25 protein-coding genes are annotated in these 22139 nt (G+C 70.0%); 14 read left to right on the forward strand and 11 right to left on the reverse strand.

Annotated elements, in window-relative coordinates; translation table 11 throughout:
- Window positions 1–71 precede the first annotated feature (71 nt).
- The 7 genes from ACF1AJ_RS01245 (at window position 72) to ilvA (ending at window position 7440) form a co-directional block, all read left to right on the forward strand.
- On the forward strand, window positions 72–1208 hold the full coding sequence (locus ACF1AJ_RS01245) for an ABC transporter substrate-binding protein (RefSeq protein ID WP_391505798.1): 1137 nt from the start codon (window positions 72–74) through the stop codon (window positions 1206–1208).
- The gene (locus tag ACF1AJ_RS01250) at window positions 1187–2185 is read left to right on the forward strand and encodes an ABC transporter permease (RefSeq protein WP_391505799.1); all 999 of its coding nucleotides are present in this window, start codon (window positions 1187–1189) and stop codon (window positions 2183–2185) included. Before ACF1AJ_RS01245 ends, ACF1AJ_RS01250 begins: the two co-directional genes overlap by 22 nt.
- Window positions 2173–3039 carry an ABC transporter permease gene (locus ACF1AJ_RS01255; RefSeq protein ID WP_391505800.1) on the forward strand — a complete coding sequence of 289 codons (867 nt, stop codon included), beginning with the start codon at window positions 2173–2175 and terminating at the stop codon, window positions 3037–3039. Before ACF1AJ_RS01250 ends, ACF1AJ_RS01255 begins: the two co-directional genes overlap by 13 nt.
- Before the next feature lies 1 nt (window position 3040).
- Complete coding sequence (locus tag ACF1AJ_RS01260; RefSeq protein ID WP_391505801.1) at window positions 3041–4129, forward strand: ABC transporter ATP-binding protein; 1089 nt, start codon at window positions 3041–3043, stop codon at window positions 4127–4129.
- 20 nt (window positions 4130–4149) lie between these two features.
- Complete coding sequence (locus tag ACF1AJ_RS01265; protein WP_391505802.1) at window positions 4150–4749, forward strand: hypothetical protein; 600 nt, start codon at window positions 4150–4152, stop codon at window positions 4747–4749.
- A 115-nt stretch (window positions 4750–4864) separates the two neighbouring features.
- Window positions 4865–6127 (forward strand): AI-2E family transporter, encoded by a 1263-nt coding sequence (locus ACF1AJ_RS01270; protein ID WP_391505803.1) that lies wholly within the window; start codon window positions 4865–4867, stop codon window positions 6125–6127.
- A gap of 50 nt (window positions 6128–6177) precedes the next feature.
- Complete coding sequence (gene ilvA / locus ACF1AJ_RS01275) at window positions 6178–7440, forward strand: threonine ammonia-lyase (RefSeq protein ID WP_391505804.1); 1263 nt, start codon at window positions 6178–6180, stop codon at window positions 7438–7440.
- A 97-nt stretch (window positions 7441–7537) separates the two neighbouring features.
- On the opposite strand, the gene greA is transcribed toward ilvA, so the two are convergent.
- Both greA and ACF1AJ_RS01285 read right to left on the reverse strand, forming a co-directional pair.
- Complete coding sequence (gene greA, locus ACF1AJ_RS01280; protein ID WP_018191562.1) at window positions 7538–8029, reverse strand: transcription elongation factor GreA; 492 nt, start codon at window positions 8027–8029, stop codon at window positions 7538–7540.
- Between the two features lie 109 nt (window positions 8030–8138).
- On the reverse strand, window positions 8139–8549 hold the full coding sequence (locus ACF1AJ_RS01285; protein WP_391505805.1) for a DUF4307 domain-containing protein: 411 nt from the start codon (window positions 8547–8549) through the stop codon (window positions 8139–8141).
- 191 nt (window positions 8550–8740) lie between these two features.
- Between ACF1AJ_RS01285 and ACF1AJ_RS01290 the strand changes: the two genes are divergently transcribed.
- Window positions 8741–9010 (forward strand): hypothetical protein, encoded by a 270-nt coding sequence (locus ACF1AJ_RS01290; RefSeq protein ID WP_391505806.1) that lies wholly within the window; start codon window positions 8741–8743, stop codon window positions 9008–9010.
- Window positions 9011–9016: 6 nt separating this feature from the next.
- On the opposite strand, the gene ACF1AJ_RS01295 is transcribed toward ACF1AJ_RS01290, so the two are convergent.
- Window positions 9017–9649, reverse strand: a complete 633-nt coding sequence (locus ACF1AJ_RS01295) for a LysE family translocator (protein WP_391505807.1) — start codon at window positions 9647–9649, stop codon at window positions 9017–9019.
- A 114-nt stretch (window positions 9650–9763) separates the two neighbouring features.
- Here ACF1AJ_RS01295 and ACF1AJ_RS01300 point away from each other — a divergent pair, with 114 nt between their 5' ends.
- Window positions 9764–10216, forward strand: coding sequence for an Lrp/AsnC family transcriptional regulator (locus ACF1AJ_RS01300; protein ID WP_018191557.1), 453 nt, complete (start codon window positions 9764–9766; stop codon window positions 10214–10216).
- A 10-nt stretch (window positions 10217–10226) separates the two neighbouring features.
- Here the strand turns inward: ACF1AJ_RS01300 and ACF1AJ_RS01305 are convergent, their stop codons facing one another.
- A complete protein-coding gene (locus ACF1AJ_RS01305) occupies window positions 10227–11072 on the reverse strand; it encodes a hemolysin III family protein (RefSeq protein WP_391505808.1) in 846 nt (281 codons plus the stop codon).
- A 97-nt stretch (window positions 11073–11169) separates the two neighbouring features.
- Between ACF1AJ_RS01305 and ACF1AJ_RS01310 the strand changes: the two genes are divergently transcribed.
- From ACF1AJ_RS01310 to ACF1AJ_RS01325, 4 genes are all read left to right on the forward strand, one after another.
- Entirely contained in the window at window positions 11170–11946 is a 777-nt protein-coding gene (locus ACF1AJ_RS01310; RefSeq protein ID WP_391507409.1) for an isoprenyl transferase, read from the forward strand.
- 66 nt (window positions 11947–12012) lie between these two features.
- Window positions 12013–13131, forward strand: a complete 1119-nt coding sequence (locus tag ACF1AJ_RS01315) for an aminotransferase class V-fold PLP-dependent enzyme (RefSeq protein ID WP_391505809.1) — start codon at window positions 12013–12015, stop codon at window positions 13129–13131.
- A 252-nt stretch (window positions 13132–13383) separates the two neighbouring features.
- Window positions 13384–14748: a PhoH family protein gene (locus ACF1AJ_RS01320; RefSeq protein ID WP_391507410.1), complete on the forward strand. Its 1365-nt coding sequence runs from the start codon at window positions 13384–13386 to the stop codon at window positions 14746–14748.
- A gap of 59 nt (window positions 14749–14807) precedes the next feature.
- Entirely contained in the window at window positions 14808–15296 is a 489-nt protein-coding gene (locus ACF1AJ_RS01325; RefSeq protein ID WP_391505810.1) for a MepB family protein, read from the forward strand.
- Between the two features lie 61 nt (window positions 15297–15357).
- Here the strand turns inward: ACF1AJ_RS01325 and ACF1AJ_RS01330 are convergent, their stop codons facing one another.
- From ACF1AJ_RS01330 to xseA, 6 genes are all read right to left on the reverse strand, one after another.
- Window positions 15358–15936, reverse strand: coding sequence for an AAA family ATPase (locus ACF1AJ_RS01330; protein WP_391505811.1), 579 nt, complete (start codon window positions 15934–15936; stop codon window positions 15358–15360).
- Between the two features lie 109 nt (window positions 15937–16045).
- A complete protein-coding gene (locus ACF1AJ_RS01335; RefSeq protein ID WP_391505812.1) occupies window positions 16046–17452 on the reverse strand; it encodes a class II fumarate hydratase in 1407 nt (468 codons plus the stop codon).
- A gap of 35 nt (window positions 17453–17487) precedes the next feature.
- Complete coding sequence (locus tag ACF1AJ_RS01340) at window positions 17488–18084, reverse strand: carbonic anhydrase (RefSeq protein WP_391507411.1); 597 nt, start codon at window positions 18082–18084, stop codon at window positions 17488–17490.
- Between the two features lie 38 nt (window positions 18085–18122).
- A complete protein-coding gene (locus ACF1AJ_RS01345) occupies window positions 18123–18785 on the reverse strand; it encodes a DUF4245 domain-containing protein (protein ID WP_391505813.1) in 663 nt (220 codons plus the stop codon).
- Complete coding sequence (locus ACF1AJ_RS01350; RefSeq protein ID WP_391505814.1) at window positions 18782–19069, reverse strand: exodeoxyribonuclease VII small subunit; 288 nt, start codon at window positions 19067–19069, stop codon at window positions 18782–18784. The genes ACF1AJ_RS01345 and ACF1AJ_RS01350 overlap by 4 nt, the downstream gene beginning before the upstream one ends.
- Window position 19070: 1 nt before the next feature.
- Window positions 19071–20381, reverse strand: a complete 1311-nt coding sequence (gene xseA / locus ACF1AJ_RS01355; protein WP_391505815.1) for an exodeoxyribonuclease VII large subunit — start codon at window positions 20379–20381, stop codon at window positions 19071–19073.
- 73 nt (window positions 20382–20454) lie between these two features.
- Here xseA and ACF1AJ_RS01360 point away from each other — a divergent pair, with 73 nt between their 5' ends.
- Window positions 20455–21486 (forward strand): 4-hydroxy-3-methylbut-2-enyl diphosphate reductase, encoded by a 1032-nt coding sequence (locus ACF1AJ_RS01360; RefSeq protein WP_391507412.1) that lies wholly within the window; start codon window positions 20455–20457, stop codon window positions 21484–21486.
- Between the two features lie 26 nt (window positions 21487–21512).
- Here ACF1AJ_RS01360 and ACF1AJ_RS01365 read toward each other — a convergent pair whose 3' ends face one another.
- Window positions 21513–22127, reverse strand: coding sequence for a DUF6264 family protein (locus ACF1AJ_RS01365; protein WP_391505816.1), 615 nt, complete (start codon window positions 22125–22127; stop codon window positions 21513–21515).
- Window positions 22128–22139: the final 12 nt, after the last annotated feature.

The following is a 22139-nucleotide window of genomic DNA, read 5'->3' on the forward strand; positions in this document are numbered from 1 at the left end:
ACGCCTGGCCTTCCTACCGTGACCACGTCCGGGCGCTCCGCCCGGTCGACACCTTGCACTGGAGGAAACCCGTGATCAACAAGCGCGCACGTGTCGCCGGCTTCGCCGCCGCGGCCGCCGTCGTCGCACTCTCGCTCTCCGCCTGCTCCGGTGGCGCGAGCGCCAGCACCGCAGACACCGCGAAGATCAACTCCGCCACCGACGTCGCGTCGGCCGGCGGGATGGACGCGCTGGTCGCGGCCGCGAAGAAGGAGGGCAGCCTCAACATCATCGCGACCCCGGGCGACTGGGCGAACTATCAGGAGATCTTCGACGGCTTCACCAAGAAGTACGGCATCACGATCAACCCGAGCCAGGACAGTGCCTCCAGCCAGGAGGAGATCGACGCCGCCAAGAAGCTCAAGGGCCAGGACACCGCTCCGGACACCTTCGACATCGGCTCCTCGGTCGCTCTCGCGAACACCGAGTACTTCGCGCCGTACAAGCCGACCGGCTGGGACGACATCCCCGCGAACCAGAAGGAGAAGGACGGCCTCTGGAAGGTCGGCTACTACGGCGTCATGGCGGTCGGCTACGACGCCAACAAGATCAAGACCGCGCCGAAGTCGTTCGACGACCTCCTGAAGCCGGAGTTCAAGGGCGCGGTCGCGCTGAATGGCAACCCGACCCAGGCGGCCGCAGCGGCCGGCGCCGTCGCGTACGCCACCCTGCAGAACGGCGGGACGCTCGACGACCTGACCCCCGGCATCGACTGGTTCACCAAGCTGAAGAAGGCCGGCAACTGGAACGCCGCCGACGGCAAGCCGAACACCATCGCCTCGGGTGAGACCCCGGTGCTGCTCGACTGGTCGTTCAACCAGAAGGGCTACGCCACCTCCGACACCATCAAGGGCGGCGGCGTGAACTGGAAGTATGTCGTGCTCCCGGGCACCGCGTACGTCGGCTACTACAACCAGGCCATCAACAAGGACGCCCCGCACCCCGCGGCTGCGCGCCTCTGGGAGGAGTACCTCTACAGCGACGCCGCCCAGAACGCGTGGCTGAAGGGCGGCGCCTACCCGGCGCGCGTCGACGCGATGGAGAAGGCCGGGACGCTCGACAAGGACGAGTTCCCGGGCAAGCTGGATGAGGTGGCCGTCATGAGCGACAAGCAGGCCACCGACGCCGGCACCCTGCTGAACGCCAAGTGGGCGAACGCGGTCGGCTGATGACCGAGACCGTCACAGGCGCCGCGGCGCCTGCGGTCGGACGCACCGCCGCCGGAGTCTCCGAGACGGAGACCCGGCGGCGGCCGTCGTCCGCCCGGCCCGCGGTCGAGCGGGCAGGACGACGCCGCAGGACCGGCGCGGCCGCGGTGCTGGGGCTGACCCCGTTCGCGTTCTACGTGCTGGTGTTCCTCGCCGTCCCGACCGTCGTCGCGGTGGGCAGCGGCTTCCTCGACGACGCCGGCCGCTTCACCTGGGCGAACCTCACCGGCCTCGCCGAGCCCGCGATCGCCGGCTCCTTCTTCGGCGCGTTCTGGCTCTCGGCCGTGACCGCCGTCGTCGGCGCGATCGCCGGAGCCGCGCTGTGCTTCGCCCTGCTCCGCTCGCGATCCGGCGGGGTGACGCGCTCCCTGGTGGATTCGGCCAGCAGCGTCCTCGCCCAGTTCGGCGGCGTCATGCTCGCCTTCGCCTTCATCGCGACGATCGGCGCGCAGGGACTGGTGACGGTGCTGCTGCGGAACGTCGCGCACATCAACATCTACGAGAACGGCGTCTGGCTGTACACGGTGCCCGGCCTCATCCTCCCGTACCTCTACTTCCAGATCCCGCTGATGGTCATCACCTTCATGCCGGCCCTGGAGGGACTCCGCCCGCAGTGGCTGGAGGCGACGGCGACGCTCGGCGGCAGCCGCTGGACGTACTGGACGCGCGTGGGCGGCCCCATCCTCCTCCCGTCGTTCCTCGGCAGCCTGCTGCTGCTGTTCGCCAACGCGTTCTCGTCGTACGCGACGGCCGCGGCCCTCGTCGGCCAGGCGAACAACATCGTGTCGTTGCAGATCCGGCAGGCGCTCATCAGCGAGACCGTGCTCGGCCGGGCGAACCTGGCCGGGGCCATGGCGCTCGGGATGCTGCTGGTGATGGTCGTCGTCATGCTCGGCTACTCGGCCCTGGTGCGACGGACGGCGCGGTGGCAGCGATGAGCCGGGCGGTCGAGTCGCGCCCGGTCCGCCCGCGCCCGGTCCGCCGCCGAGCGCCCGAGCTGCGGCTCGGCCCCGGTCCCGTCGTCCGTGCCGTGATCTGGACGCTGCTGGGGCTGTTCTTCCTCATCCCGCTGTTCTCGATGGTCGAGTTCACCCTGCGCACCGCGAAGCCCGGCGTGTACAACCTCGACCGTTGGGTGGCCGTGTTCTCGGGCGAGACGACCCGGTACGACCGCGTCTACCAGGGCCTCGGCAATTCGCTCGTTCTGGCGGTGGTGACGGTCGCGATCGTGCTCCTCGTGCTGCTGCCGACGATCGTGCTCGTCGAACTGCGGTTCCCGAAGTTGCGGAGGGTGCTGGAGGGGATCTGCCTGCTGCCGATCATGATCCCGGCGATCGTGATGGTCGTCGGTCTCGCTCCGACCTACGCGGTGGTGACCGAGGTCTTCGGCTCCGGCGCCTGGACGCTTGCCTTCGCGTATGGCATCACCGTGCTGCCGTACGCCTATCGCGCGATCCAGAGCAACGTCGCCGCCGTCGACATGATCACCCTCAGCGAGGCAGCCCGGTCGCTCGGCGCCGGCTGGTGGACGGTGTTCTGGCGCGTCCTCGTGCCGAACCTGCGGCGCGGCATCCTCGCCGCCTCCGCGCTCTCCGTCGCCGTCGTGCTGGGCGAGTTCACCATCGCCTCGCTGCTCTCCCGCGTCAACCTGCAGACCTCCCTGCTGCTGGTGTCCCAGTCCGACCCCTTCGTCGCGGTCATCTTCGCGCTCCTCGCGCTGGTGTTCGCGTTCGTCCTCCTCGTCGTCGTCGACCGCCTCGTGAGCGTCCGGCGCCGCACCGCGAAAGGCTGACATGACCGCCCTCGAGACCCCGCTCCTCTCCTCCCGCACCGGCTCCACCGTCGAACTGCGCGACCTCGTCCGCGACTTCGGCGGCGGCGTCGGGCTGTCGGGCTTCGACCTCGAGGCGGCGCCGGGGGAGCTGATCGCCCTCCTCGGCCCGAGCGGGTGCGGAAAGACCACTGCGCTCCGCTCGCTCGCCGGACTCGAGCGGGTGGACAGCGGCAGCATCCTCATCGACGGACATGACGTCACCGACGAGCCCACCAGCCGTCGCGACCTGGGGATGGTGTTCCAGTCGTACTCGCTGTTCCCGCACCTCACCGCGGGCCAGAACGTCGAGTTCGGTCTGCGGATGCGCAAGGTCGCCCCGGCGGACCGCCGCCGCCGCGCCGCGGAGGCCCTCGAGCTGGTCGGCCTCGACCACCACGCGGGCCGGTACGCTCACCAGCTGTCCGGGGGCCAGCAGCAGCGCGTCGCCCTCGCCCGCGCACTCGTCACCGAGCCGCGCGTCCTGCTGCTCGACGAACCGCTGTCGGCGCTCGACGCGAAGGTCAGGGTCCAGCTCCGGGATGAGATCCGCCGCATCCAGACCGAGCTCGGCATCACCACGTTCTTCGTCACGCACGACCAGGAGGAGGCGCTCGCCGTCGCCGACCGGGTCGCCGTGATGCGCGCGGGACGGATCGAGCAGATCGGCAGCCCGGAGGAGCTGTACCATCGCCCTGCCACGGCCTTCGTCGCGGAGTTCGTCGGCCTGACCAACCGGGTGGACGGCGTGGTCGCGGGCGGGCGGCTCACCGTCCTCGGGCACGAGGTTCCGCTGGCCTCCGACGCGGTCGACGGCCCGGTGACCGCGTACCTGCGTCCGGAGGATGTCGTGCTCGCCGGCGGCGGCATCCCCGGTGTCGTGCTCACCACGAGCTTCCTCGGCGCACTCCGCCGCACCCGGGTCCGGCTGGAGAACGGCATCGAGCTGTCGCTGCAGCACGGCGCCCGCGAGCGGCCGGAACCGGGCGAGCGCGTCGCCGTGGGCCTCACCGGTTCTCCGGTCACTGTCGCCCCGCGCGACGCCGGAAATGGGGAAGTCCCGGCGCGCTGACCGCGGAGTAGAGTCCGCGCATGTCCAGCGAGACTCCGAATCGGGGTGGGCGTGCGGGGGAGGACGCAGAAGTCGCTGTGCAGATCGATCCCGCAACGTTCGAGAAGACCCAGTCCCTCACGGACATCGCGCACCGCATCTCGGTGCACGATGTCATCACTTTTCCCTGGTACCGCCCCATCGACACCATCAGCCCCACGCACACCGTGGGAAAGGGGAGGACCAACCTGACCCTCGTCGCGTCCGACATCATGCAGACGGACATGACCGGCACCCCGTACGCGTCGTTCACGTACCGCCCGACACCGTCCGGCGGGCCGGGCGTCTCGGTGCACTTCACGCCCGGCGACTACGGGGCGACGGCGGTCGGCGACTACGTCGTCACCTTCGTCATCGCGGCGAACGGCAGTGTGAACCTCACGGTCGGCGGGTTCGCCGGCGGCACGACGCCGACCGGCCTCGGCCCGCGGACGGTCAACGGGAACGTCGCCGTCGTGGTCGGGCTGAAACAGGTGCCGCCGACGCAGGTGACGTACGCCTCCATCCAGCAGACCGGCGGGGCCACGTGGCAGTGGTACCGGACAGCCATCGAGTATCCGCCGCTGATCCTGCAGCTCTGAGCTCGCGGGTCTCACCCATGCCCGAGGCATCCCCTGATCCGTCCGGCTGTCAAGGGGCCGGGAGCCGCGGCGCCGTTTCGGCGGAGGAACGGAGCCGCGGCCTACACTGACGGTCATGTCCGACATCGACCGCCCCGTCCCGTCGCCCACGACTGCGCCCGGAGCCGGCACCGAGGCCAACCGCGCACCGGCCCGCGCCTGGTTCCAGCGCCGCCGCCGAGAGCTCGGCGAGCCGATCGAGTCCGCCGACGAGACGGTTCCGCGCGGGATGCGCATCGCCGGTGCGTGGTCGTGGCGGCTGCTGGTGATCGGCGCGGTCCTCGCCGTCGTCGTCTTCCTGATCATCCAGCTGAAGCTCATCGTCATCCCCGTGCTCATCGCGGTGCTGCTGGCGGGGCTGCTGGTGCCGTTCAAGGACTTCCTGGTGCGGCACCGCTGGCCGAAGTGGCTGGCGATCGTCGTGGTGCTGATCACGCTGATCGTCGTCGTGGGCGGTCTGCTGTACCTGGCGATCTGGCAGGTGACGCGGCAGAGCGGGGAGCTGCAGAAGCAGTCCGTCGCCTCCTTCAACGACCTGCAGGCCTGGCTGACGAGCGGACCGCTCGGCCTCAGCCCCGACCAGATCAGCAACGCGTTCGCCTCGATCGGGAAGTCGATCCAGCAGGACGGCCAGGTCTTCCTGTCCGGTGCGCTGTCGGTCGGCTCCACCCTCGGGCACGTCTTCGCCGGGGCGCTGCTCGTGCTGTTCAGCACCATCTTCATCCTCATCGACGGCAGGAGCATCTGGGGGTGGATCGTCCGCGTCTTCCCGAAGCGGTCGCGCGCTGCAATCGACGGAGCCGGCCAGGCCGGCTGGGTGACGCTGAAGAACTTCGCGAAGGTGCAGGTGCTTGTCGCCTCGATCGATGCGCTCGGCATCGGCCTCGGCGCGTTCTTCCTCGGGCTGCCGCTCGTCATCCCGATCTCGGTCCTGGTGTTCCTCGGCTCGTTCATCCCGGTCGTCGGCGCCGTCGTCACCGGAGCGCTCGCCATCTTCATCGCGCTCGTCTTCAAGGGCTGGGTGTTCGCGCTGATCATGCTCGGCGTCGTGCTGCTGGTGCAGCAGATCGAGGGACACATCCTGCAGCCGCTCATCATGGGCAGCGCCGTGAAGGTCCACCCGCTCGCCGTGGTGCTCGCCGTCGCGGCCGGATCGCTGCTGGCCGGCATCCCCGGCGCCCTGTTCGCCGTGCCGTTCGTCGCCGTGCTGAACGTGATGGTGCACTACATCGCGAGCGGCGTCTGGCGGAACGTGCCGCCGGAGAACTACACGCCGCCGGAGCGGGCGATCTGGGAGACGGTCCCGCGACCGGTGCGCCGCCCGCCCGCGCGGTCGTAGCGCGAGCACGCATACAGTCGCCGGCATACGAGCGCCGCTAGGCTGAGCGCGTGGCAACCGCGACCGAACACACGCGCACCCCGTTCGCAGGCCCCAGCCTGGACGAGTTCGAGGCTGCGCGCGCCATCGTCGCCCACGTCGCCCAGCCGACGCCGATGGAGTCATCGCGGTTCCTGACCGAGATCCTCGGCGCCCCCGTGCTTCTCAAATGCGAGAACCTTCAACGCACCGGCTCCTACAAGATCCGCGGTGCCTACAACCGGATGTCGAAGCTGAGTGCCGAGGAGCGCGCACGGGGCGTCGTCGCCGCCTCCGCGGGCAACCACGCGCAGGGCGTCGCCTTCGCGGCCCGCGAGCTCGGCATCCACGCGACGATCTTCATGCCGGTGGGCGTCGCCATCCCCAAGTTCCAGGCAACGCGCGCCTACGGTGCGGATGTGGTGCTCAGCGGCAGCATCGTCGACGAGACGCTGCAAGCCGCCGCCGACTTCGCCGCCGAGACGGGCGCCGTGCTCATCCCGCCGTTCGACCACCCCGACGTGGTCGCGGGGCAGGGGACGCTCGGGCTCGAGATCCTCGACGCCGTCCCCGACGTCTCGACCGTCGTCGTGCCGATCGGCGGAGGCGGACTCATCTCCGGCGTCGCCAGCGCGATCAAGCAGCGCGCGGCGGTCACCGGACGGACCGTCCGCATCGTCGGTGTGCAGGCGGCCAACGCAGCCGCCTACCCGCCGTCGCTCGCGGCGGGGGAGCCGACCGACATCTCGCTCACCGGCACGATCGCCGACGGCATCGCCGTGCGACGGCCCGGCGCCCTCAACTTCGAGATCATCCGCGAGGCGGTGGATGAGATCGTCACAGTGTCGGAGGACGACATCGCCCGTGCCATGGTGGTGCTCCTGGAGCGCGCCAAGCTCGTCGTCGAGCCGGCGGGAGCGGCCGGCGTCGCCGCCATCCTCGCCGGATCGGTCACCGCCGACGGCACGACCGTCGCCATCCTCTCCGGCGGCAACATCGACCCGCTGCTCATGCAGCGCGTGATCAGCCAGGGTCTCGCCGCCTCCGACCGCTACCTCAAGCTGACCATCATGCTCCCGGACCGCCCCGGCCAGCTGGCGCGCATCGCCGAGATCCTCGCGGGCGTCAACGCGAACGTGGTTGAGGTGCTGCACACCCGGCACGGGCGCGGGATGCAGATCACCCAGGTCGAGCTGAACGTGAGCGTCGAAACGCGCGGCACCGACCACCGCCGGCACGTCATCGAGGCGCTTCGCGCCGCCGGCTACGACCCGGTCGTGGTCGACGACGAGTAGCCCCCACACACGCCGACAGCTCCTGAGTTTTTCGCCCGTTTCGCGGTGAAACGGCGGAAAAACTCAGGAGCTGTTGGCGTGGATGCGCGGGAGCGGCTTACTGGCCGGTGTAGGTCTCGACCTTGGTGACCTCGACGGCGATCTGACGGCCGTTCGGAGCGGTGTACTCCGTCTTGTCGCCGACCTTGAGGCCCAGGATGGCCGCGCCGAGCGGGCTCTGCTCGCTGTAGACGGGGAGGTCGGTGCCGGCCGCGATCTCGCGGTTGCCGATGAGGAAGACGCTCTCGTCGCCCGCGATCGTCGCGGTGATGACGGTGCCCGGCTCGACGACGCCGTGGCTCTCCGGCGCCGCGCCGACGGTGGCGCTCCGCAGCAGGTTCGTCAGCTGGACGATGCGGGCCTCGATCTTGCCCTGCTCGTCCTTGGCCGCGTGGTAGCCGCCGTTCTCCTTGAGGTCGCCCTCCTCGCGGGCCGCCTCGATGCGCTTCGCGATCTCGTTACGGCCGTTGACGCTGAGCTCCTCGAGTTCGGCCGAGAGACGGTCGTACGCGTCCTGGGTCAGAAACGTGACCTGAGACTCCTGAGACATGATGAACTCCTTCGCGCCTGCGGCTATGAGCCGCCTCGGCTGATGGTCCGGTTCGGTACCGGTGCTAAAGTCGACGCCCCGGCCACGGCCGGGGCGTATCCGCACAATACTAGGACAGCCAGCAGGTGTTGATCAAACCCGTGTTGGGCTTCATGATCGTGCGGATCGACTCGGTGTGGGCGGTCAACCGGCTCTCGGAACCGGGGTATTCGACGATGCGCCAGCCGACGATCGCGAAGTCTTCGTTGAGGGCCTGGAGGGCGCACGTGACCGGGGTGCCGACAGGCGCGTTGATCGAGAACGAGATGTCCACGTGGCTGTCGTCGGGGATCGTGTAGGCGGTGTCGGTGGTCTCGAGGTTCGCCTGATCGTTGTCCCAGCCGGCCCAGAACGCCCAGACCGTGGCGATGGCGACCGCGGCGATCGCTCCGAAGATCAGCAGCCAGCGGTCGCGCCGCTTGCGCTGAGGCGTGCGGCCGTAGCGGGTGTCGAGCGTGGGGACGCGGTGGGTTGTCGTCATGCATGCACCGCCATGCCGTCAGCCCCGCCTTTCGCTCAGGAGCCCCCCGTCGGGCGACGGTAGGCTGAGTCCAGACTAGGAGAGAAAGCTGTGAATGCTGCCGCCCGCCGGCCGATGGAGGGGTTCCAGCTCATCGACTCGAAAGTGGAGACCGAGATGCCCGAGACCGACCTCTTCCCCGGGGTGCGTGCGTGATCGCCGATAGCCTGCTGCGCGCCTCCGTCTGGCTGGCCGCCACCCCGACGCCCACGCCGTCCGGCACCCCCGATGACGATTCGGTCACGCCCGGCGTGCTCGGGTTCGTCGTCACGTTCCTGCTGGCCGTGGTCGTCGTCCTCCTCGTGCTCGACATGGTGCGCCGCATCCGTCGCGTGCGCTATCGCGCCGAGATCGCCGAGAAGCTGGATGCGGAAGAGGCGGAGCGCCGCGGCGACGGGTTGGACGGGCCCGACCGCCCGTAGCGTCGCTCAGATCGCCTGCGCCACCCGCTCGGCGAGCAGGGCCACGCCGATCAGTGTCATGGCGATCGCGGAGACGCGGGCCATGATCACGGTTCCGCGGGGGCGCGCCGCCAGCAGCCGGCGGCCGAGCACCGCCACGGCCAGGTAGACGACCGCGCACGTCGCGACGAACAGGCCGCCGAGCATCAGCATCTGCGCCGCCGGGGCCCAGCCGCCGTGAGACGAGGTGAACTGCGGCACGAGGGCAACCAGCACCAACAGCCCTTTCGGGTTGAAGCCGCTCACGCCGGCGCCCCGCAGGAACGACCCCAGCGAGGACGCACCGCTTGTCACCGTGCCGGTCTGCGCGGTCAACGGGACCGCCGAACGCACCAGCCCGCTGATCCCGAGCCAGAGCAGGTACAGCGCGCCGCCTACCGTGAGCACGTCGAGCAGCACCGGATTGGCGGCGACGAGCGCGCCCAACCCGACCGCGACCGCGACAACCACCACGAGGTACCCGAACAGGATGCCGCCGATCGAGGGCAGGAGCGTCCGGCCACCGAGCCCGGCCGTCACCGCGTACGCCCAGTCGGCTCCCGGCGTGCAGACGAGGAGCGCGGCCACTCCCCAGAAGCCGAAGACCAGTGCCGGATCCATCGCCGTCCTCCCTCCGTCCGCGCTCTGCGGTCTACCGGAAAGCTATGGCGTGAGCGACCGAAAGTGCTTGCGATTTTCGTGCCTTCTACATCCATCCGTGGAAGAATCTGCTGCATGGATGCGATCGACCGGGAGATCCTCGCTGCGCTGCAGGAGGACGGCCGGCTCAGCCTCACCGACCTCGCCGCACGCGTCGGCCTGACGCTGTCGCCGTGCCACCGCCGCGTGCGCGAACTGGAGCGCGCCGGCGTGATCGAGCAGTACCGCGCCGTGGTGTCGCCGGCCGCGGTCGGACTCGACTTCGAGGCGATCGTGTTCGTCACCATCGACCGCACCGACCCGGAGACCGTCGGGGCCTTCGAGGAGGGCGTGCTCGCCATCCCGAACATCGTGCAGGCCGAGCGACTGTTCGGCGACCCGGACTACATGCTGCGGGTGCTGACCGCCGACCTCACCGGCTACCAGGAGCTGTTCGACGGGCCGCTGGGGGCGCTTCCGGGCGTCCGCAAGCTGTCCTCGACCTTGGTCATGAAGCAGGTGACCGGACGGCGGGCGCTGCCCACCTGATCCCGCGCCTTCAGCCCGCGTTGTACGCGGGGTGCATCGCGATCAGCAGCGTCGCCGTCCAGTGGCAGAGGAACGCCAGCACGGTCAGCGTGTGGAAGATCTCGTGGAAGCCGAAGCGCCCGGGGAAGGGGTTCGGCCGCTTCATGCCGTAGATGACCGCGCCCGCGGTGTACATCAAACCGCCAACGAGCACGAGCACCATCATCGCGACGTTGGCGTCGACGAGGTCGACGATGTACATCATGGCCGCCCAGCCGAGCGCCACGTAGATAGGCACGTACAGCCAGCGGGGCGCGCTGATCCAGAACACGCGGAAGCCGATGCCGATGAGGGCGCCGGCCCACACCAGCGTGAGCAGCAGGATGCCCTTCTCCGGCGGCAGCGCGAGCACGGCGAGCGGCGTGTAGGTTCCCGCGATCAGCAGGAAGATGTTCGCGTGGTCGATGCGCTTGAGGATGATCTTCGTGCGCGGCCGCCAGTTGAACCGGTGGTACAGGGCGGAGTTCCCGAACAGCAGCATCGAGGTGAGCGTGAACACGGCGGACGCCCACTTGGCGGGCGCTCCGTGGGCGAGGCAGATCAGGACGATTCCGGCCGCGATCGCCACCGGGAACGTTGCGGCGTGGATCCAGCCACGCCAGGTCGGCTTGACCTCGCCGGGGAAGGCGGGGGAGGCATCCAGCAGCGGGATGTTCGGCAGCTCCGGGCCACCGTCGCGCGCCTCGCGCTCGTCCGCCTGCACGGCAGCATCCGAGGAGCTCAGATCGGCCGTCGGCTCCGCGAGCAGCTCTGCGACGTCTTCGTCGGCTGCGCGGTCGTCGGTCGTACCGGGGTTGTGACTCTCTCGGGGCGACATAGACCAAGCGTAGGGGAGGACGGGTGGCCGGATGCTGTGAGCCGGGCACCGTCGGCCGCGCTAACGTAGCAGCGTGAGCAGACGCGGAAGGCCGGGGATGGGCCGGCTGGAGGGCAGCGGGCTGCTGTACGGGCTCTACCAGAAGCGTCTCCGCCGTGACCTCAATCGCGAGTCGCTGCCGCAGCACGTCGCCATGATCATCGACGGCAACCGGCGGTGGGCCCGGCAGGCCGGGCTGACCACCGTCGCGCACGGCCACCGGGCCGGTGCGGCGAAGATGCGCGAGTTCCTGGAGTGGTGCGACGAGCTCGGCATCCAGGTCGTCACGTTGTATCTGCTGTCTTCCGACAACCTCACCAACCGCGAGAGCGGCGAGCTCGGCGACCTGATCGACATCATCGCCCAGTTGGCCGACGACCTGTCCCGCTACCGCGACTGGCGGGTCAAGCACGTGGGGTCGGCGACGGGCCTTCCGCCCCGGCTGCTGCAGGCGCTGGCGGATGCGGAGAAGCGCACCGCGGCGAACACCGGCATGCACATCAACCTCGCTGTCGGCTACGGCGGCCGCAAGGAGATCACCGACGCCATGCGCAGCATCGTGGCCGCGCACCACGCCGACGGCGGGAGCCTGGAGACCCTCGCGGACCTGCTGACGCCCGACCTCATCGGCGAGCACCTCTACACCGGCGGCCAGCCCGATCCCGACCTCGTCATTCGCACGTCGGGAGAGCAGCGCCTCAGCGACTTCATGCTCTGGCAGAGCGCCCACAGCGAGTTCTACTTCGTGGAGGCGCTGGGGCCGGACCTGCGCGAGGTCGACTTCCTGCGCGCCGTCCGCGACTATTCGCGCAGGCACCGCCGCTTCGGTGGCTGACCGGGGGCTCCGGTTCGTTTCGTCACCGATTTTTGGCAGCCGGTCGGCTTCGGCCAGAATCGAGGGGTGACGACGGTCGAGGAGTACGCCCGCGGGTTCGGCGAAGAGCCCGGATATCTGGACTACGGACGGGTCGGACCGCTGTCCGCGACCGTGCGCGCGGAGGCGATCGGGCAGTACGAGATCCTCTCCAAGGCGCGCTACGGCACCATCGAGCGGATGCGTACCGAGGATGAGCGCGTGCGCGAGGCCGTCAGCGCCCTCACCGGGTTCCCGGCCGACCAGGTGAGCTTTCAGCCGAACGCGTCGAGCGGCCTGCTGCATGCGGCCTTCGGGCTGACCGGTGGCGACGTGCTGCTGTCGCTGTCCGAGTTCCCGTCCCTGACCTACGCCGCCGAGCGCGCCGCCCGGGCCCTTCGCGTCATCACGCCGACCTGGCTGGAGACCGACGGCGGCCGTGTGACGCCGTCGCGCATCCGCGAACAGCTGACCGACAGCACCTCGGCGGTGATGGTGAGCCTCGTCGACTCGCGCACCGGCTACCTCGCCGACATCGACGGCATCCGTCAGGTCATCGGCGACCGCCTCCTCATCGTCGACGCCATCCAGGGCTTCGGTGTCGTCGACGCCCCGTGGGAGGTCGCCGACGTCGTCGTGTCGGGCGGTCAGAAGTGGATGCGCGCGGGCTGGGGCACAGGATTCCTCGCGCTCAGCGAGCGCGCGATCGACCACCTGACGCCCGTCTTCAGCGGCTGGACCGGCTCCGGGCCGCAGCAACCGTGGGACGAGGTGCTCGAGCCGGTGCGCGGCGCCGGCGCCTTCTCGATCTCCAACCCGGACCTCGTCGCGGAGGCGCGCTTCGCGGCGGCGCTCGAAGAGGTCGACGCGGTCGGCGTGAGCGCGATCTCGGCGGCCATCTCCGACAACGTCGAGCGCGTGCTGCAGCTCGCCGACGAGTTCGCCGTGCCGGTCAGCTCCTCGCGGAGCCCCGCCGAGCGCGCCGGGATGATCGTGCTGGAGCCGCTGCCCGAGCAGCTGACCGTGCTCGGCGCGTCCCTCCACAACCACGGCGTCACGGCCTCGGTGCGTGCGACGAACGCGCGGATCAGCGTGCACGCGGGGACGACGGAGGAGACGCTCGACATGCTGCGGGCGGCCTTCACGTCGTACGCGTCGGCGGCCTGATCGCGGTTCACGGGCATCCCCCTTCTCCGGTCGCCTGACGCGCGTCGGAGCCCTCCCCGAAGTGGGGGCGATTGTTCACGTCGTCGTAACACGACACGCGGCGGCGCGGTCGAACCGATGTCGGTGCCCGGGCGTAGGTTCAACCCATCGGGCACCGCGCCCGATCGAGACGGCCACAAAAGTTCGTCTCGAAACCAAGCGGCCGTCTCGTCAGTGAGATCCGCCGGCTCCCGAGGGAGCGGCGGGGTGGGAGTGGTCGTGGCGGAATCAGCAACCCGACAGGCAGCAACCCGGTCGAACGGCGAGGCAGCGGGAGCGGCGAAGACGAAAGAGCGCACGTATGTGCTCGACACGTCCGTCCTCCTCTCCGATCCGAAGGCCATCTTCCGTTTCGCGGAACATGCTGTCGTCATCCCCGTCGTCGTCGTCAGCGAGCTCGAGGGCAAGCGCAACGACCCCGAGCTGGGGTACTTCGCGCGGCAGGCGCTGCGCAACCTCGACGACCTGCGGGTCGAGCACGAACGGCTCGACTTCCCGATCCCCGTCGGTGACGGCGGCTCGCTGCGCGTGGAGCTCAACCACTCGAACATGTCCGTGCTTCCGAGCGGCATGCAGCTCGGCGACAACGACTCGCGCATCCTCGCGGTCGCCCTCAACCTCTCCAACGACGGTCTCGACGTCACCGTCGTCTCCAAAGACCTGCCGCTGCGGGTGAAGGCCGCCTCCATCGGCCTCGCCGCGGAGGAGTACCGGCACGAGCAGGTGGTCGACTCCGGCTGGACCGGGCTCGCCGACATCTCGCTCGGCAGCGACCAGATGGCCGCGCTGTACGAAGACGAGTGGATGCGCACCGAGCTGGCCGCGGACCTTCCCGTGAACACCGGCCTCGTCATCCACTCGGACCGTGGCTCGGCGCTCGGCCGCGTCGTCGCCGAGGGCGAAGTGAAGCTGGTGCGCGGCGACCGCGACGTCTTCGGGTTGCACGGGCGCTCGGCGGAGCAGCGGCTCGCGATCGACCTGCTGCTCGACCCGGAGATCGGCATCCTGTCGCTCGGCGGTCGCGCCGGCACCGGCAAGTCGGCGCTCGCACTCTGCGCCGGCCTCGAGGCGGTGCTCGAGCGGCGGCAGCACAAAAAGATCATGGTGTTCCGCCCGCTGTACGCGGTCGGCGGCCAGGAGCTCGGGTACCTGCCCGGCGACGCGGGCGAGAAGATGAACCCGTGGGGCCAGGCGGTCTTCGACACGCTCGGCGCGCTGGTCTCGCAGAACGTGCTGGATGAGGTGCTCGACCGCGGCATCCTCGAGGTGCTGCCGCTCACGCACATCCGCGGCCGGTCGCTGCACGACGCGTTCGTGATCGTCGACGAGGCGCAGTCGCTGGAGCGCAACGTGCTCCTCACGGTGCTCAGCCGGATCGGCCAGAACTCTCGGGTCATCCTCACCCACGACGTGGCCCAGCGCGACAACCTCCGCGTCGGCCGGCACGACGGGGTCGCCAGCGTCATCGAGACCCTCAAGGGACACCCGCTGTTCGCGCACGTCACGCTGAGCCGCTCCGAGCGCTCCGCGATCGCGGCCCTCGTCACCGAGATGCTGGAGGCCAACGAGCTCGCGTAGCCCGTCGCGCGTCATACATCGCCGCCCTCCCTCGTCTTCATGGTGACGGGGGAGGGCGCATGACTGCTGCCGACATCCAGCGGGTGCTGGGAGTGATGGATGCTCTGGGCGTTCCGCACGGTGCGCTCCGGCCGGAGGGCGAGAACGGCGGGTACGACGCGGCCCTGTGCGACACGCCGGACGGTGTCGTTCGGTTCCGGGTGGCGCGTGTGACGCCCCGCAAGACCGGGCTGTTCGTCGCCGTCTGGCGCCGTGCGGCCGACGGCGGTACAGAGCCGTTCGACACGGCCGATCAGCGGCGGCTCGTGATCGTCGCCCGGGAGGGGAGCGGCTTCGGGGCATTCGTGTTCCCGCGCGAGGTGCTCGCCTCGCGCGGCGTCGTGGCAGTCGACGGCTCAGGCGGCAAACGCGGGTTCCGGGTCTATCCGCCCTGGTCCGAGGCGACCAGTCCGCAGGCCGCGGCGACGCAGCGCTGGCAGTGCGCGTGGTTCCTCCCGCTCACCGACGACGCACCCGGAGACGTCGACACCGCCCGCCGCCTGTTCTGACCGACCCAGGCAATCCGCTCCTGACTTTTTCGCGCGAATGACGGCGTGTCGCGCGAAAAACTCAGGAGCTGTTGGCCGCGATGGCGGCTCGTAGCGGGCCGGCGAGCCAGCGTTCGACCTCGCGCGTCGAACGGAGGCGCACGACGACGAGGTGCGGGTGCGCGCGCTCGGCGGCCGGGACCCGCTCCGCATACACGTTGCGGGACGAGATGGACCAGCGGATGATGTGCTCCGGGTCGCGGAAGATCGTGCGCAGGCGCGGCTCGCGATTGCCGTTCCAGAGCTCCGAGCGGTGGATGCGGCGGTGCAGCGTTCGACGCACGACGCGCGGCAGAGTCACCCGGGCAAAGGGCAGGTCGAGCCAGACGAGGAGGTCGGCGCGTTCGGCCAGCAGGTCGCGCACCGCGGAGTACTGCCACTCGGTCGTCCAGGCTTCGGCCGCGGTGAAGGCACGTACGTCATCCACGAACTCCGGCCGCGGCTCCCACCCCGGCCCGTGTCGCAGTCCGTCGATCTCGGTGTGCGGTCCGCCGGTCAGCTGCGCGATGCGCCCGGCGAGCGTCGTCTTGCCGCTGCCCGACACCCCCGCAACCACCACCCGCCGCGGCCTCCCCCGCAGCGCATCCCCGTACGACAACACCCTTCGACCCTAGTTCCGGGCCGAAGCAAACAGCTCCTGAGTTTTTCGCACACGGCACGGCGTGTCGCGGGAAAAACTCAGGAGCCGTTGGCTGGAGTGCTTCGACAGATCAGCCGGGGTGGGTCATCGAGAGGACGTCGAGGGCGGTGTCCAGCTGCTCGAGGGTGACCTCGCCGCGCTCGACGAAGCCGAGGTCGATGACGGCCTCGCGCACCGTAACGCCCTTGGCGACGGCGTGCTTGGCGACCTTCGCCGCGGCCTCGTAGCCGATCACCCGGTTGAGCGGGGTCACGATCGACGGGCTCGACTCGGCGAAGGCGCGCGCGCGGTCGAGGTTCGCCTCGAGGCCGTCGATCGTCTTGTCGGCGAGCACGCGGCTGGCCTGGGTGAGCAGGCGGATCGACTCCAGCAGCGCGGTGCCCATGACCGGGATGGCGACGTTCAGCTCGAACAGCCCCGAGGCGCCGCTCCACGCGATGGTCGCGTCGTTGCCGATGACCCGGGAGGCGACCATGAGCACCGCCTCCGGGATGACCGGGTTGACCTTGCCGGGCATGATCGAGGAGCCGGGCTGGAGGTCCGGGATGTGCAGCTCGCCCAGTCCCGTGTTGGGGCCGGATCCCATCCAGCGGAGGTCGTTCGAGATCTTGGTCAGCGAGACGGCGATCGTCCGGAGCGCTCCGGAGGCCTCCACGAGCGCGTCACGGTTCGCCTGCGCCTCGAAGTGGTCGCGCGCCTCGGTGATGGGCAGCTCGGTCTCGTCCGTCAGCAGCTCGATGACGAGCTGCGGGAAGCCGAGCGGGGTGTTGATGCCGGTTCCGACCGCCGTGCCGCCGAGCGGGACCTCGGCGACCCGGGGGAGGGCAGCGCGGATGCGCTCGATGCCGTAACGGATCTGTGCGGCGTAGCCGCCGAACTCCTGACCCAGGGTCACCGGGGTCGCATCCATCAGGTGCGTGCGGCCGCTCTTCACGGCCTCCGCCCACAACTCCGCCTTGGCCTCCAGCGAAACCGCGAGGTGGTCGAGCGCCGGGATGAGCTCATCGATGAGCGCACCCGTCACGGCGATGTGCACCGAGGTCGGGAAGACATCGTTCGACGACTGCGAGGCGTTCACGTGGTCGTTCGGGTGCACCGGACGACCCAGGCGGCGCGAGGCGAGCGTCGCCAGCACCTCGTTCATGTTCATGTTCGACGAGGTGCCCGAACCGGTCTGGTACACGTCGATCGGGAACTCGGCGTTGTGGGCGCCCGACGCCACCTCGTCGGCGGCCGCGGCGATCGCGTCCGCGATCTCCTGGTCGAGCACGCCGAGGCGGGCGTTCGCGAGGGCGGCCGACTTCTTGATGCGGGCCAGCGCGGCGATCTGGGCCGGCTCGAGCACGTCGCCCGAGATGGGGAAATTCTCGACCGCACGCTGCGTCTGCGCGCTGTACAGGGCGTCCTTCGGGACGCGCACCTCGCCCATCGTGTCGTGTTCGATGCGGTACTCGGCGTCCGCCTGGGTGTCCACCACGGTGTGTATTTCCTTTCTGTTGGCGGGAGCTGGTGTCAGTCGCGCATGCCGACGACGACGTCGGGGACGACCCGGCCCTCCGCGAGCCGGTAGTTGGCGCCGACGATCGCGAGGGTGTTCTCGGCGACCGCGGAAGAGATGATCTCCGACTGCGCGAGCAGCTCGGAGACCGTGTCGCGCAGGTGCTCGCGACCCACGGCCGAGGCGTCGACCGCGGACGGCTCGACCGCTCCCGGACCGGCGACGCGGTGCACAGCCGGGACGATCGGAGCGATCAGGTCAGCGATGTGCGGGGGCAGCGGCTCGGCGTCCGCGGCCTGGGAGGCGATGGCCGAGGCCACCGCGCCGCAGCTGTCGTGACCGAGCACCAGGATGAGCGGGACGTTCAGCACCGCCACCGCGTACTCCAGCGACCCGACGACCGAGTCGGAGACGACCTGGCCGGCGTTGCGCACCACGAAGGCGTCGCCCAGCCCGAGGTCGAAGATGATTTCGGCGGCGAGGCGGGAGTCGGCGCAGCCGAAGATGGCGGCCACCGGCTCCTGGCCGCCGGCGACGACCTCGCGTCGGGCCACATCCTGATGGGGATGCTGCGGCTCGCCCGCGACGAAGCGGGCGTTGCCCTCGAGCATGGCGTTCCAGATCTTTCCGGGGCGCGTGGTGGGCACGGTTATCGTTCTCCTCCGAGTGAGTGGATCTGATCGGCCAGCGACGACGCCACCGTGCGGAACTCGGCGTCGATCGCGGTGCCGAAGACGATGATGGAGCTGTCGCCGGCGTGGGTCACGAGGCCGTATTCGACGTTCCCGTTGCCCGACCCCGCTGCACGATTGTCGTAGACGTCCCAGGTCACGCCGTCGATCTCACGGGTGCCCGCGATCCGAGACTTGGCGACCTGATCGGACACCCAGCTGTCATTCGCGCCGAAGCCTTGTGTGACGCCGATGAACTGCTCCTTCGGCGTGATCAGGCCGATGTACCAGGAGTCGACGCGGTCCGCCGTCTTGGTGCGCAGCTCGGCGTTGTTCGACTTCCAGGTCGAGGGCAGCTTCGGCACGAGCAGGCGGTCCGGCTCGCTGCCCTGCGCTTCCTGCGCGACGGCCGCGTAGTCGACAGGCGGCTTGGTCGCCGTCGGGTTGCCGCGCGGGACGACGAGCACGATCACGGCGACGAGCGCCAGGGTCGCGATCAGCGAGTAGATCAGGTTGTTGATCGTCTGGCGATTGCGGTGGTTCGCCGAGTTCTGCGCCTTGCGGGCGGCCGTCTCCTCGGGGGTCTCCGGGCGGCCGAGCTCGGCGACGACCGCGGGCGGCTTGCTGTTGCGGGGGCTCATCCGCCCGAGACTTCTGAGGACTGTGCGGCTACTGACGACTGTGGAGCGGCTCCCGCGCCCGACCGCGCCGCATCGAGTCGTGCCTTCGCGCCGATCAGCCACTCCTCGCAGTGGCGGGCGAGAGCCTCGCCGCGCTCCCACAGGGCGATCGACTCCTCGAGCGTCGCCGACCCCTGTTCGAGCTCTCCGACGACGCGGATCAGCTCGTCGCGCGCCTCTTCGTAACTGAGCGCGCTGAGCGGGTCGCCCGCGGGTGCGGTCTCGGAACTGGGCATGACGTCCATTCTATTTGTCCCGCTGGGGGTCCGCTGGAGCAGCCGATGCTTCAGCGGACACCGACGCTCCGTGACCCGCGGGCGACGGGAGCTCGTCCCCGGCCGTCGCGGCGAAGGAGCCACCCGACACGGTGACCCGCAGTTCGGTGCCGGCCGACGCCTCGGCCGGTTCGGTCACGACGTGCCCCGCACGGGTCTGCACGATCGCATAGCCGCGGTCGAGCGTCCCCTGCGGAGACAGCGCGCGGAGCTGGCCGCGCAGCTCGGCGACGCGCGTGGTCTCGCGCTCGACGCAGCGGCCGACGAGCTCGGTGCCACGGGCGACGTAGCGGGTGAGCTCCTCCGCCCGCGCGTCGACGATCCACGAGGGGGAGGCGAGCACCGGTCGCGTGCGCAGGTGTCCGATCCGGTCGATCTCGTGCGCGATCCGCTGGGTGACGCGCACACCCATCCGGGCGCGCGCCTGCTGGACGCGCGCGAGCTCCTCGGCGACGTCCGGCACCACGCGCTTCGCGGCATCCGTCGGGGTGGATGCGCGCAGATCGGCGACCTCGTCGAGCAGCGGCCGGTCGGCCTCGTGCCCGATGGCGCTGACGATGGGCGTGAGCGCGGCCGCGGCCGCCCGCACCAGCCGCTCGTCGCTGAAGCCGAGAAGGTTCTGGAAGTCGCCGCCACCGCGCGCGACGATGATGACCTCGACCTCGGGGTCCGCATCCAATGTGCGGATGGCCGAGACGACCTCCGTCACGGTGCGCTCGCCCTGGACGGACGCGTGCACGACCCGGAAGCGCACCTGCGGCCAGCGCAGCTGCGCGTTGCGGAGCACATCCTTCTCGGCGTCGGAGTCTTTGCCGGTCACCAGACCGATGGTGTGGGGGAGGAACGGCAGGCGCTTCTTGCGTTCGACCGCGAACAGGCCCTCGGCGGCGAGCTGCTGACGCAGCCGCTCCAGCCGCTCGAGCAGGTCGCCGAGGCCGACGTGCTTCATGTCGTAGACCTGCATCGTGAGCGTGCCGCCCTTGACCCAGAAGTTCGGCTTGATCGCGGCCACGACGCGGTCACCCTGTTTCAGATCGGCCGGGATGCGCGCCTTGACGGACGACCAGATCGTGAAGCTGATCGTGGCGTCCTCGTTCAGGTCTTTGAGCTTTCCGTAGACGTTTCCGCCCGAGATGCCCCACTGGGTGATCTCACCCTCGACCCAGGCGGTGCCGAGCCGGTCGATCCATCCCTTGATCTTGCTGTTGAGGAGCGCGACCGGCCAGGGCGCGTCGACGGTCGGCGGCGCCGCCTGCATCGCGACCGTGGTCGTCTGGCTCACCGCCGTCTCCCATTCCGTGCTCAGCGCGCTCACGTAGGATCGAAGGGTGAGCGACGCAACCATCAGCCTCCCGATGCCGCGCATTCCCGGCGCCAGGCGACGGCTTCAGGATAACCCGGTCGTCGGACATAAGCGGGTGCTGCTGGCAGCGCCCCGCGGTTACTGCGCCGGTGTCGACCGTGCCGTGGTCGCCGTCGAGAAGGCGCTCGACCTGTACGGCGCGCCCGTCTACGTGCGCAAGCAGATCGTCCACAACGTCCACGTCGTGTCCGAGCTGGAGCAGCAGGGCGCCATCTTCGTGGATGAGGTCGACGAGGTGCCGTCGGGCGCGCACGTCGTGTTCTCGGCCCACGGGGTCTCGCCGGCCGTCGTCAACGCGGCCGCCGAGCGGGGGCTCCGCGCCATCGACGCGACCTGCCCCCTCGTGACCAAGGTGCACCGCGAGGCCGTGCGCTTCTCGCGCGACGACTTCCAGATCCTGCTGATCGGCCACGCCGGTCACGAGGAGGTCGAGGGCACCGCGGGAGAGGCTCCGGACCACGTGACCCTGGTCAACGGGCCGGACGACGTCGATTCCATCGTCGTGAAGGACCCGGACAAGGTCGTCTGGCTGTCGCAGACCACGTTGTCGGTCGACGAGACGATGGAGACGGTCCGCCGCCTGCGCGAGCGCTTCCCGAACCTGCAGGACCCGCCGAGCGACGACATCTGCTACGCGACGCAGAACCGCCAGGTGGCCATCAAGAAGGTCGCCGAGCAGGCCGAGCTCGTCATCGTCGTCGGCTCCGCCAACTCGTCCAACTCGGTCCGCCTGGTGGAGGTCGCGCTGGAGTACGGCGCGAAGGCCGCCTACCGTGTCGACTACGCCAGCGAGATCAAGCAGGAGTGGCTCGACGGCGTCTCGTCCGTCGGCGTGACGAGCGGCGCATCCGTGCCCGAGGTCCTGGTGCAGGAGGTGCTCGACGACCTCGCCGGCGCCGGCTATCAGGACGTGCAGGAGGTCAAGACGGCCGAGGAGGACCTCATGTTCTCGCTGCCGAAGGAGCTCCGCAAGGACATCACGGGCAAGCAGGATGCGCGGGCCCTCGGCGGTCGCGGACGCTGAGCGGTCGCGGGCGCTGAGCCGGCGCGCTACGGCGTCTCGACCGGAGTCGACGGCGGCGTGACGCCCCCGTAGAACCCCAGGAGCACCGGGTCCGTCGCGAGGATGGCCCCCGCGAAGATGATCAGCGCGAGCATGGCGACGATCCCCGCGACGAGCGGCACCCAGAACGCCAGGCGCCGCTTCACCAGCAGCCAGGCGGCGAATCCGGCCGATACAACCCAGATGACCGCGATCACGATCGAGCCGATGAGCACGAGCGTGCCGACCAGCGGAACCGGCACATACTCGCCGAGCCCATTCGTGCTGTGCAGCAGTTGCATGGATGCGGGGATCGCCTGCAGCGTCGCGATCGAGTACGTCATCCCGAAGAAGCCGAAGACGCCGAGCAGGACCGTCAGCGTGAGGTTCCAGGTGGGTGCGGGGCGCCCGTCCGCGTTCGCGGGCGGAGCGCCGGGAGCCGGTGGACGCGGCCCGAGGACGGGGGTCGCCGGTACAGCCGGCACGTCGCCCTCCCGCTCCAGCGGGCGCGACGTGTCGAGACGGTTCGCATCCGCGGGCGGACGCCACACCCAGCCGGGAGGCGCGAGCTCCCCGTACTGCGGGCGCGGCCGGTCGTCCGGCTGCGGTTCCTGCTCGGCCATCGTGGCCGCCTC

The sequence above is a fragment of the Leifsonia sp. NPDC014704 genome, assembly GCF_043083605.1.
Lineage (GTDB): Bacteria > Actinomycetota > Actinomycetes > Actinomycetales > Microbacteriaceae > Leifsonia.